This window comes from Arthrobacter sp. Sr33 (genome assembly GCF_054511195.1).
The window spans coordinates 1-11,389 of record NZ_JBTNDD010000018.1 but is presented as its reverse complement, the minus strand read 5'-3'; the positions used below and the strand labels follow the sequence as shown (position 1 = coordinate 11,389).

Annotated in this window: 14 protein-coding genes; 8 read left to right on the top strand and 6 right to left on the bottom strand. The window is 63.3% G+C overall.

The window, feature by feature from the left end:
- Positions 1–92 precede the first annotated feature (92 nt).
- The 6 genes from ACX80T_RS16085 to ACX80T_RS16060 form a co-directional block, all read right to left on the bottom strand.
- The gene (locus ACX80T_RS16085) at positions 93–623 is read right to left on the bottom strand and encodes a hypothetical protein (protein ID WP_024475954.1); all 531 of its coding nucleotides are present in this window, start codon (positions 621–623) and stop codon (positions 93–95) included.
- A gap of 578 nt (positions 624–1,201) precedes the next feature.
- Positions 1,202–2,017 carry an IS21-like element helper ATPase IstB gene (gene istB, locus ACX80T_RS16080; RefSeq protein ID WP_116779299.1) on the bottom strand — a complete coding sequence of 272 codons (816 nt, stop codon included), beginning with the start codon at positions 2,015–2,017 and terminating at the stop codon, positions 1,202–1,204.
- Positions 2,014–3,711 carry an IS21 family transposase gene (gene istA / locus ACX80T_RS16075; protein ID WP_024475955.1) on the bottom strand — a complete coding sequence of 566 codons (1,698 nt, stop codon included), beginning with the start codon at positions 3,709–3,711 and terminating at the stop codon, positions 2,014–2,016. The genes istB and istA overlap by 4 nt, the downstream gene beginning before the upstream one ends.
- A gap of 111 nt (positions 3,712–3,822) precedes the next feature.
- Entirely contained in the window at positions 3,823–3,969 is a 147-nt protein-coding gene (locus ACX80T_RS16070; RefSeq protein ID WP_459304923.1) for a hypothetical protein, read from the bottom strand.
- Positions 3,960–4,601: an IS3 family transposase gene (locus tag ACX80T_RS16065; RefSeq protein ID WP_051317607.1), complete on the bottom strand. Its 642-nt coding sequence runs from the start codon at positions 4,599–4,601 to the stop codon at positions 3,960–3,962. The genes ACX80T_RS16070 and ACX80T_RS16065 overlap by 10 nt, the downstream gene beginning before the upstream one ends.
- Positions 4,601–4,915, bottom strand: a complete 315-nt coding sequence (locus ACX80T_RS16060) for a transposase (protein WP_019481117.1) — start codon at positions 4,913–4,915, stop codon at positions 4,601–4,603. Before ACX80T_RS16060 ends, ACX80T_RS16065 begins: the two co-directional genes overlap by 1 nt.
- A 140-nt stretch (positions 4,916–5,055) precedes the next feature.
- Here ACX80T_RS16060 and ACX80T_RS16055 point away from each other — a divergent pair, with 140 nt between their 5' ends.
- The 8 genes from ACX80T_RS16055 (at position 5,056) to ACX80T_RS16020 (ending at position 11,189) form a co-directional block, all read left to right on the top strand.
- Positions 5,056–5,613: a hypothetical protein gene (locus tag ACX80T_RS16055; RefSeq protein WP_237742084.1), complete on the top strand. Its 558-nt coding sequence runs from the start codon at positions 5,056–5,058 to the stop codon at positions 5,611–5,613.
- A gap of 289 nt (positions 5,614–5,902) precedes the next feature.
- Positions 5,903–7,060, top strand: a complete 1,158-nt coding sequence (locus ACX80T_RS16050; RefSeq protein ID WP_024475957.1) for a TerC family protein — start codon at positions 5,903–5,905, stop codon at positions 7,058–7,060.
- A gap of 68 nt (positions 7,061–7,128) precedes the next feature.
- Positions 7,129–7,491 carry a helix-turn-helix transcriptional regulator gene (locus ACX80T_RS16045; protein WP_019481120.1) on the top strand — a complete coding sequence of 121 codons (363 nt, stop codon included), beginning with the start codon at positions 7,129–7,131 and terminating at the stop codon, positions 7,489–7,491.
- Between the two features lie 574 nt (positions 7,492–8,065).
- Positions 8,066–8,647 (top strand): dTMP kinase, encoded by a 582-nt coding sequence (locus ACX80T_RS16040; RefSeq protein WP_019481122.1) that lies wholly within the window; start codon positions 8,066–8,068, stop codon positions 8,645–8,647.
- A 26-nt stretch (positions 8,648–8,673) separates the two neighbouring features.
- A complete protein-coding gene (locus ACX80T_RS16035) occupies positions 8,674–9,111 on the top strand; it encodes a succinate dehydrogenase hydrophobic membrane anchor subunit (protein ID WP_035747130.1) in 438 nt (145 codons plus the stop codon).
- A 105-nt stretch (positions 9,112–9,216) separates the two neighbouring features.
- Entirely contained in the window at positions 9,217–9,546 is a 330-nt protein-coding gene (locus ACX80T_RS16030; RefSeq protein ID WP_019481124.1) for a DUF3040 domain-containing protein, read from the top strand.
- 297 nt (positions 9,547–9,843) lie between these two features.
- Positions 9,844–10,431: a hypothetical protein gene (locus tag ACX80T_RS16025; protein WP_024475959.1), complete on the top strand. Its 588-nt coding sequence runs from the start codon at positions 9,844–9,846 to the stop codon at positions 10,429–10,431.
- Positions 10,432–10,616: 185 nt separating this feature from the next.
- Positions 10,617–11,189 carry a hypothetical protein gene (locus ACX80T_RS16020; protein WP_019481126.1) on the top strand — a complete coding sequence of 191 codons (573 nt, stop codon included), beginning with the start codon at positions 10,617–10,619 and terminating at the stop codon, positions 11,187–11,189.
- The last annotated feature ends 200 nt before the right edge of the window (positions 11,190–11,389 follow it).

The following is an 11,389-nucleotide window of genomic DNA, read 5'->3' as shown; positions in this document are numbered from 1 at the left end:
GCTTAACGTCAGCTCCTGCAGAGCCCTGTTGATCCTTTCCCAGTACAGCTCATGGGCCTCAACGAAGGAGCGGCGGTACAGGCGTGGGCCAGTCAGTAGCGGGGAATGAGCGCCCGGATTCGATCGATCCCCTGGTCGCCGCGACTGACAGGAACCTCATGTCGATCGACCCACTGCCAGAAGCGCTCTGCCTCATCAAGGAGTTCCCGACAGAAAACTAAGGGATCAACGCGCAGTTTGGTTTCACCGATGGTGATCAGGGCGCCCCCACGGATCCGCTCGAGAATGATCGGGGTGGGCTGATCAGGGAAGTAGTCATGACCGCGACCGGTCACAAGGTAGCCCTCCACCACGTTCACCAGGTAGATCCAGAGGATCACAATGTCATCCCACTCAGGAATGCCCAGTAGCTGCACGCCATCCCACATGAGAGTGATGACTCCGTCGTTGTAGCTGAAGTGATGCGGGGTGCCAGCACGTAGCCAGGCTTTCTCTGCATGGTCCTCGTCGGCGAACAAGTCAACGACATACTTGTCCGGGTGAGCGGCGAGGTCGTCAGGGTCCTCGACCAGTCGTGTGAGGATTGCGGTTGTGCTCGTCAGCCGAGGTGTTCGTGGTTCCATACGCTGCTCCTTCCAAAGGTAAGGGATTCGCTCAAGCTCATACTGTCTTACAGACCTCCGACGTACTTCCGGCCGCTTATGAACGTGTCAACGTGATGCGGGACGACTGGGACGGTCTGATGCAGGACCGCCTTGCAGATCTCGGCGACCGTGGGCGGTTGCACGGGCGAGGATAATCGCCGTCCGACGTTGCAGGGCGTCGTCAGCCTTGAGTGGCGTCAGGGCTTTAACTTCGCCCGAAGGGGCCTGCAGCATCAGATGGAAGGCGTACCGTTTTCATCGATTTCACAAGAAGTAATACTCCAATTAGAAGAATGAAAAGAGCCAAGACAAGCAGAGCCTGATCACCTGATGTAGGAGGACAGCCGGCCGAGCTGTCATCGATCTCAGGGCAGCTTCGCCAGGGTTGCAGGAAAACTACGACGCTCCCTACCGCTCCAGAAAGAGTCAACAGGAGCCCCAACGCCGCGAACACGGTCTTCCTAGAAGTATTCATGCTTCATCGAATCATCCACTGAACCCTTTCGGAGTACTAGACCAAGGAACGACCTCGAGGGTGGCGGTGCGATTTCTGGCACTTAGCCAGCGTCTTGGTGGGCGAGGGTGTGGGCGAGGCGGTAGGAGTCGGTGCCGGTTTCGATGATGGTGCCGTTGAAGGTGAGCCGGTCGACGATGGCGGCGCAGAGGCGTGGGTCGGTGAAGGTTTTCGTCCACCCCGAGAAGGACTCGTTGGAGGCGATCGCGATCGAGTTCTTCTCCTCGCGTTCGGTGAGGACCTGAAAAAGAAGCTCGGCTCCGCGCCTGTCGAGCTCCATATAGCCGAGCTCGTCGATGCAGAGCAGATCGACCCGCCCGTAGCGGGCGATGGTCTTGGCGAGCATCTTCTCGTCCGCGGCTTCCACGAGTTCGTTCACGAGCCGGGTAGCCAACGTGTATCTCACCCGGTACCCCTTCTCCGCGGCCGCCGTGCCCAGCCCGATGAGCAGATGCGACTTCCCGGTTCCGGAGTCCCCGATGAGACACAGGGGCCGGCTCTTACGGATCCAGTCCCCGGTGGCCAACGTGTGGATCGTGGCGGGGTTGATGTTCGGGTTGGCGTCGAAGTCGAAGTCCCCAAGCCACTTGTTCCGCGGGAAGTTCGCAGCCTTCACCCGGCGCAGGGAGGATCTGCGGTCCCGGTCGTCGCACTCGGCCAGCAACAGCTCGGCCAGGAACCCCTGATAGGACAGCTGCTCCTTCCCGGCGACGGTCAACGCTTCGTCGAGGACCGCCCGGATCGTGGGTAGGCGCAGCCGCCGGCAGGCCTGATCCACGGCCGCGACGGCGGCCTGCTCGGTCAGCCCGCGGCGCCGGCGCAGGGTCGGGGTCACCGTCGTAGTGGTTGTGGGGGTCATGAGATGTTCTCCTTCGACGTTGCTCCTGGATGCGGGGCAGGGGTTGGCTGGGGGCGTTTCGCCAGCAACTCGTCATACACGCCAACAGATGGGACGGGCCGCGTATCTGCCGGAAGACCCGCAATGACCGCGGCCGGTTCCATCAGCCGGCGCTGGGTCAGACTGACAACGCGTTGCACTTCCTCGACGCCATGAGCGACACGATGGGCGTCCGAGTGACGGTCCAAACTGGACCCACCCTGAGCCGTTGCGGCGTGGCGGCGGGCTTCGACCGCGACGACGTCAGCGCTGACCGCGCCGACCCCGAGAGCCGCACTGATGCCGGCCAGGACGTCGTCGGCGTCGAGGGAGCGGTGGCGTAGCAGGACGTCGATGAGCTCCCGGGTCCCGTCCGCGTCACCGTTGACCCGTCGGGAAGCCGCCCAGAACGCTTCATGAGCGCTAGTGAACGAACCGGACTCCCGCGCCCTGGCCAGAGCCGTCGAGCCGGGCAGGGCACCGGGTTTGATCTTCAGGACCTCGAGGTAGTGATCGAGCTGCACCGACTGACCGTGCTTGACGATGATCCACTGATGCCGGGCCACCACAGTGCGTCCGTCGAAGACCACGACCTCGGACGCCCGGAGGGACACCCTGACCTTGCGTCCGATGAACCGTGCCGGAACCGAGTACTTCACCATCCGCACGGTGATCATCGAGGACCGGTCCACCCTGGGCGTCAGCACCAACCCCGGATCGAACGCCTCCACCGGCAGCGATGCCAGGAGCGGCCGCTCGGTAGCGAAGTCCTGCCCGATGGTTCGGATCCTGTCGTTGATCCGCCGGGAATCGTCCTGGGCTTCCCAAACCCGGATACGGTCGTTGAGCTCATCCAGGGACGCGACGGCGGGTATCGGGGAGAGCCGGTTGCGGCGGAACCAACCCACCTCACCCTCCACCCCGCCCTTCTCATGGGCCCCGTCAATGCCGGGCTGGCAGTAGAACGCGTCGAAGCCGTAATGGGAGCGGAACAACACCCACCGATCGTTCTCAACCCGCTGCCGTCCCTGCCCGAACACCACCGCGGTGACCGCACTGGTCAAGTTGTCGTAGCGGATGTGCTTGGTCGGGATGCCGCCCAGCACGGTGAACGCCTCGATATGACCTTCGAGGAACGCCTCCTGCGCCTGCGTCGGATAGACCCGGTGGATGGCCTTGCCGGAGTGGGAGAGCCGGTAGATGAACATGTGACACTTCGTCTTCACCCCGCCCAGCACCACCCAGAGCTCGCCGAAGTCCACCTCGGCCTCCGCACCCGGCGCGTGCTCCTGCGGGATGAACACCTCGACCCGGCGGCCGGCCTCCACATCGATCTGCGCCCGCCGGACCCTGACGTAGTCGCGCACCGTGGAATACGACAGCTCCTCGGCCCCGTGCTCGTCGATCAGCCGGGCCAGAATTCTCCGGGCGGTATGGCGTTGCTTCCGCGGCGCCGTCGTGTCCTCCAGGAGCATCGCGTCGATCGCCGGCTTGAATCCGTCCAACCGGGGTGCACTGCGCACCGGCACCTTCCGTGACGGCGGTACGGGACTCGCCAGGGCCTGCCGGACAGTGTCCCGGCCGACCTGATAACGCTTGGCAAGCTCACGGATCGATAGACCCTCGACCCGGGCGTCTCTACGAATGTTCGCGAACAACTCCATGCGCACCCTCATCCGAACCTCCACGGCCTCGTCCCATCACGTGGGAACAAGACTGGGGGTGGTCCCGAATCAAACCGTCACAACGATCCGGCGAGTCACAGGGTGGTCCTGAATCAAGCCGTCCTAGTGGTCCTGAACGAGGCTGTCATAATCATCCCGGGCCGCACGGGCCCGGGTGGGCCAGACGCGCCGGTGGTAGAACTCGGTTTTCAGGGTCGCGAAGAAGCTCTCTGCCATCGCGTTGTCCCAGCAAATACCGGTCAATCCCATGGAGCGGGTGATCCCGTTAGCGGCGGCGAACTCAGCGATCTGCGTTGAGGCGTACTGGGCCACCGGTCGCTGTGGAAGATCACCTGCGCCGGCGGATCCTGCCGCAAAGTCAGAGCCATCTGCAGGGCGTCCTGGATGAGGTCGGTACGCATGTGCTCAGCGATTGCCCAGCCGATCACACGGCGGGAGTGGGCGTCGATGACGGTCGCCAGGTACACCCATCCTTCCCACGTTCTCAGATAGGTGATGTCACCGACCCAGACCTGGTTCAGGGCCCCGGTGTCCCACCGTCGTTTCACCGCGTCCACCGGATACGCATCAGCATGGTCGATCACCGTGGTGGTCTTCCACCTCTTCGGGCAGATTCCGGCTAGGCCCAATGATTTCATGGCTTTCGCGACGGTCTTCCGGGACACAGTTTCGCCGTCGGCACGCAGGTCAGCCAGGATCCGCGGCGAGCCGTAAACCTCATCGGAATCACTGTGGAAGTAGGCAACTTTTCGCTCGATAACCTCCCGCCGGATCGCCGCCGGCGAAGGCACCCGCTCCAGCCAGGCGTAGTACCCGGACCGGGATACCCCGAGCAGGCGCACCATGCGGGTAATCGTGAAGTTCATCTTCTGCGCGTGCATCAGTTCGAACGCTTGGCGTTCGTATCCGAGGCTTCCTGGGCGAAGAAGAGAGACGCTTTTTTTAGGAACGCCCGATCAAGTTTCAGGTCCGCGTTCTCCTTGCGCAGCCTCTGCAACTCGGCCCGCTCGGACTCCGTGACCGCGGTCTCGCCGGTCTCGTTGCGGGCCTTGAAACTGTTCACCCACCGACCCAGTGAAGCCTCGCTAATCCCGAGCTCCCGGGCGACGACCGCGACCGGCCTGCCGGTATTGATCACCAGCTTCACGGCCTCGTCCTTGTACTCAGGAGTGAACTCCCGACGTGTCTTTCCCATAATGAACATTCTCTCTTGTGAGGTGTCCACTCAACGGGGGCAGGGCCAATGTCAGGCAGCTCAACGCTGATGGCCGGACCGCGGATGTGGAGGTCATCGAGTACCTTGTGCCTGACGTTTCTCAGCGGGAAGTCCTCGGGATGAGCGAGCTATCACGCGTGGAGCAGGAAGGCCGCGTGATTGATGACGCGGTCGTGATCGTTCACCCCTTCGAGGACCGGGACCTGGAAGCGATCCGCAGCGTGGTCGCGGCTGGGTTGATCGAGCGGTTGTTCGTCATGGTGTGGTCACCTGATGACAGGATCCGGACCTGGCTCGACAGTGCAGGAGCCGTGAACCTCCATACCGGTGTGGCGATGTCAGCGCCGGACCTTCTCATGGTCGCTGCCGCGGAGATCTTCGTCTATCACCAGTACAACGGGCTCAGTTCTGGCCCTGGCAAAGACGCGGTCGTTCAGATCGTTCGTGCCTTCGCCGCTGAGGGTTACCCCATCGACGTCGACCCGTGGCTGCGGGCGTACTTTGCTGCTGGCGGCACCTTCCGTCATGCAGAGTCCATCGCCCGTCTCATCAAGGAGATGGCAACGGGCGTCAAGCACCGGGTAACGCCGAGGTACGGAACAAACATCGTGGCGACGCTCCGGGATCAGATCGTCGATCCGGACGACCGAACCGCACCAGCGTCGCCAAGCTGGTGACCTTGTATCGTGCCGCAGTTTTCGCCGGACCGCAGCACGTGCACGCACCATCGCTGAAACCGCGGACGCGGATAGGGACGTCCAGCCGATGAAGCTCGTGCTGACCTGTGTTCCAGGCAAACCTTCCCTCAACAGGCGAAGTGTGGTTCACTAGTTTTCATGTGGAGGGGAGTATCCCCCAGTCAGTCCGTCGTCACTACGAGAGTCCCTGCACTCTCCGGCGGGCAGGGCCTTCAGAGGCCGGGAGAGACCTCCAGTTAATTCGATACTGACTGGAAGTAGGTACCCCTTGAACGTCCCCCTCTGGGTCTGGTTCGCCGTCATCGGCTTCATCCTCGTGATGCTGATCGTGGACCTCGTCGCTCACCGCAAAGCCCATGTCATCAGCGTCCGCGAAGCGGCAGCCTGGTCGGCAGTGTGGGTGTTCTTCGGCGTCGCGTTCGGCGCGATCATCTGGCGGTTCTGGGGCGCCGAATTCGGCCAGCAGTACTTCGCCGGCTACCTCATCGAGAAATCCTTGGCCGTCGACAACGTCTTCGTCTGGGCCATCATCTTCACGTTCTTCGCCGTTCCCCGGGAGTACCAGCACCGGGTCCTGTTCTTCGGTGTCCTCGGCGCCCTAGTCTTCCGGGCCATCTTCATCGCCGCCGGATCCGCGATCATCGCCAGCGCCGGCTGGGTCCTCTACCTGTTCGCCGCGTTCCTGCTCTTCACCGGATACCGGATGCTCGTTCAGCGCAACGAACACATCGACCCCTCGAAGTCCCGGGCCCTGAAACTGTTCCGCCGCCACGTGCCCATGACCGACGCCTTCCACGGCCAGCGGTTCCTCATCCGCAAGAACGGGGTCCTGCTCGCCACACCCCTGCTGGCCGTCCTCGTCCTCGTGGAAGTCACCGACATCATCTTCGCCGTCGATTCCATCCCCGCGATCTTCGCCGTCACCGACGAAGTGTTCCTCGTCTTCACCGCCAACGCCTTCGCGATCCTGGGGCTCCGCGCCATGTACTTCCTCCTCGCCGACCTCATCCACCGCTTCGTGTACCTGAAGATCGGGCTCGCCATGGTCCTGATCTGGGTGGGCATCAAGATGGCCCTGAAGATCGACGTCTTCTACATCCCCACGCCGATCTCCCTCGCCGTCATCACCACCATCCTCACCATCTCCATCGCCGCCAGCCTCATCAAGACCCGCGGCCAGGAACGCCACGAACCGCCGGCACCCGTGGAACCGCCCTTCCGCACAGCCGACGACGCCGAGATCGCAGCACTGCAGCCTGTGTGGACGCGCACCCGCAAGGTAGCCGCCACGCACGGTGGGACAACCGGCACCTCATCCGCTGGACGTCCCGCGGAAAATCCGGCGGCGGGTCCGACCATCAGAGAGGACCGCGCAGGAGACGATCGTTCCGCTGACGGAGACCGTCAGGACACGCCTCGCCACTGATCCCTCATCGGACGCGTGCAGACGATTGTCTCCGACCACAAACCGTCCATCCCTGAAAGGGACCACCGATGCAGCCAGGATCCAGCAACCGCAGCTCCGGAACGTCCGACTCGGCTACCGCACCTCCGCGGATAGTCCCGCACCAGTGGACGTTCCTCACCAATCACGGTCATGTGCTGCTGGTCATCGCGACAAACCCGAACCCTTTGGTCGAGGACATCGCGGCGACTGTGGGGATCACCCCGCGAGCCACGTTGCAGATCCTCAAGGACCTCGAGGACTCCGGCTACCTCCACCGGCTCCGTGAAGGCCGGCGGACCCGCTACACCATCGACCCGCACCAGCACTTCCGCCACCCGACCACGTCCCAGAAGGAGATCGGCGAACTCCTGGCGATCTTCTCCCACTCCCCCGGCAGCGGAAAACACTAGCCCTACAACCAGCACGACAACCGGTACCACGACCAGTACGACTGTCAGCTCGACCGCCAGCACGACAGCTGGCATCACGAAAGGAACACACCATCACATCTCGTACAGCACTGCTCCTTGGTTCCGGACTCCTCGTCATCGGGGCACTGTCCATCACCGGATGCGATGACACACAGCTGCCCCAGGTACCAGGAGTGGAAGAACAGGAAGACACCGACAACCAGGACAACAACCCCGATGAAGGTCAGGAAGAAGAGCAACAGGACGGGCAGGACGACGAGCAGGAGAACGACGAGCAGGAGGACAACTAGGAGCAGTCTCGGCTTCCACGATCCGCGACGAACGAAAGGAGTAGAGGACATGGAAGGAAGGCCGTACGACCTCCGTCGGGGGTTCGGTCCACCCGATGGGCGACGAACAAGCCGCAGGAGCGCATCAGGTGCATTTCCAGTGCTCCCCCGCTGATCCAGGGTTCGCTCTCGACGCCAGCTCTGCAGCAGCGCAGAGCCCGGGCCCTGGTTCGGAAGGTAGCGGTGCAGCTCCGAGGCGTCGCCACACTGGACGGGGACGGACCATGATCATCGTTCTCGTTGGTATCGACGGTGCGGGTAAGAGCACGGCCGGCCGTCTGCTGGCGCAGCAACTCAACGCCGCCGACTATCCGGCAGCGTTCCGCAGGAACGAATCCGGTCGGCGCAGCCTGGCTGCGTGGTGTGGCCGATCCGGCCTTCACCCTCCCGAGGCAGCACTTGACGCGCTGGAGACGGTTCTTCGCTGCGCGAACGTCCTGATCTCGCACGCGCGAGCCCGGACAGGCCCCGGCGTCGTTGTCATGGACCGGTACCTTCACTGCCAGCTCGCGCTCCGCCGTGCGCGCGGCCTGCGTGTGGGCCGGCTGCTTCCGTTCCTCCTCACCGTCCTGCCCACTCCTGATGTCGTCTTCTACTTCGACGTTCCCGTCGACGTGGCGCACGCGAGGATCACGGGCAGGGCCGTGGACACCGAGACCATCGAGCACCTGCAACGGTTCGACGACGCCTACCAGGGACTCGACGCTTTCCCGTCCTTCATCGTCCTCGACGCCAGCCGTTCGGCGGAGGAACTGGTCGAAGACATGCTGCAGGAACTGGGGATGTGCGGGCTGGGGTTGCAGTGACGCGGCCTCAACGCAATCCCGTCAGGATGCCGGTCACTCCCCCGCGGAGCCGCCCACACGCCCGAAGCAACTTCGAGCTCCTCGGCTGGCTGTTCATGCGGTGGTCCGGGGCCGTCCTACTCATCATGATTTTCACGCACCTGTTCGTGAACCTGGTGCTCGGGGATGGCATCAACCAGATCGACTTCGCGTTCGTCGCCGGGAAATGGGCGCACCCCTTCTGGCAGTGGTTCGACCTGATCATGCTGTGGCTGGCCATGCTCCACGGCACCAACGGGTTGCGCGTCATCATCAACGACTACACGGACACCGCCTGGATGCGCTTGTGCCTCAAGAGCGTCCTCCTGACCTGCACAGGCGTGATCATCGCGCTCGGATCGCTGGTCATCTTCACGTTCGATCCCTGCCCTCCCGGCGCCTCCGACGATGCGCTGCCCGCATGGTGCCCGACCGGGCCGCCCTAGGCCCGGATCCCCCAGGACAGATCCCTGCAGGATGATCCCGCCGTGCATGGACGTGCGACCCAACACCAGGACCCAAGCCCCACGTGAGAAGAGAAAGTGACTGTCATGCCCCTGTCGGACGAAGAACGATCCCGCTTCGACGAGCTCGCACGGCGTCTCGCAGCCGAAGAACCCGAACTTGCCCAACGCCTTCAACACACGATTTCGCCGCGCCGCACATCCCGCCGCCGGAAAGCGGCGTTCGTGACGATCCTGGGAGGAATACTGATCGTCCTGCTCTCCATCGCAGTGTCCATCCCGGTCGTCGGGATCGCCGGTTTCCTCACCATGATCGCCGGCGGTCTCATCGGAACGCCCCCACCTCGCCCAGAACGAACGGACGTGACGCCGCCAGCGGACCCAAAGGCTCCACGATCGAACACGACACCCCACTGAGAAGAACCGAGCCGAGCCAGAAGCGCCCGTGGGCTGGGACGCGCCACACCACAGCCCCGCCGACCAGTCGCACGCGGACACGTGTGGACAGCAGAACGGAAGCGATCGCCATGTCAGGGCGCCGGTTCTTCCCCTAAATAGGTGAAGTATGTTTCACTTATCTCAATGGAGGGTAGTATCCCCACATCCGGTTCGTCGTCATTACGAGAGTCCCTGAACTCTCCGGCGAGCAGGGTCGCATGAAGCGGCCGGGAGAGACCTCCAGTTGGTGCAACAACCGACTGGAAGCAGGCCACCATGACCCTGTCAGACCGCACGATGATCACCTCGAGCGCACATCACCGGCGTCCGCCCTCACCCCCACGTCCACGCCGGGTCGTCACGCAGGGCCTCATCGAGGGGGTACGAGCAGAAGCTCCTCCCGCGAAACACAGGGCAGGAAGAACGCTTGCCCTGAAGGCGGTGTACGTCGGACTGCTCGCTCTGACATTGTGCGGGTGTTCCTTCACCAACCCCGTGGCGACACAGATGAACGACTCGCTCACCGACGGCGCTCACGCATCAAGCGGGAATGTGCGGCTGCAGAACATGCTGATAGTAGGTACCTCCGCTCAGGAGCCTGGCCGGGTGCTGGGCACGATCATCAATGACACGGAGGAGGACCTCATGGTGGGTTTCAGCGTCGCGGGTCAGACCGAAAGCGTCCTCGTTCGCGGCGAGAACTCCGTCCACCTCGAACGGACGACACCACTGCTCGTCGATCAGGTAGGTGCCGACCCGGGCTCCGTGGTTCCGGTGAAGGTCACCTCCGCCGACGAGTCCCTGATCGTCAAGGTGCCGGTCCTGAACGATTCGCTGCCCTACTACTCCCCTTACATGCCCTGACACTCCCCGCCTCGGCGGCGATCCGTCACTCCTAGTGCAACTCATCGTCACGATGTACTCCTGTGATCTCGTGTCGCCCGCCGGCACTGGCGGGTGGGGCCGACTCGACCTGAGATACTCATCGAAACCTAGCGACGGGCGCTGATCGAGGTCGACCCGGGCACGACGTGCACGAAAAGGAACCCATGAGTCAGGACCGCTTGAAGAGGCGCCCTCATCGGCTCGTCCAGGACCTGATCTATCAGCTCTTTCACTTACGTTCGGAGCGGCCGCTCAGCAAGGAGGACGCATCGAGCAGGATCACGGCCTTCGTCTACGGAGACATCCTGATTCTGGCCGCGCTCATCGCCCTGTACCCGGAGGACCTACTCACCAGCAAAGCCCTGATCTACATCATCGGAACCGGTACATCGACGTTCATCGCACACGTGCTGGCCGAACATGTCGGCGTCCGGGTGACTGCACCCGACCAGGCCACGACACCTCACCTTCGAAAAGAGGCATGGCACGCTGTGCCCATCGCGTCCGCAGCGGTTGGGCCCGCGCTTTTCATGACGGCTGCTTTGGTGGGGTGGGTTGATCCGGGACTAGCGCTGCAGCTGGCGATCATCATCACCGTCGTTCGGCTGGCAAGCCTCGGCTGGGTGGTCGGACATCTTCGAGGCGAACGGGCTGCCCCGCAGACATTCATCCTGGGCATCGTCCTGGCCGCACTGTGCCTCGCAGCGGCGTTACTCAAAGCCGTGATCACCGCCTAGAACATCCCCGCCGTCGACGTCTCGGCCCCGCACCGGTCAACCGGAGGCGCGCAACGACAGGCACCACGGCCTGAACTTCCAGCACTGGACGGTCCCCCCGGGCAAGCTCGCCCTCACGCTCCTCCAGTTGATCGGCGCTGGAGGCGGCCCTCTCCCTGTCGGCCTGGCAGCGGAACGTCTCGCGCTACACATCCTTAACT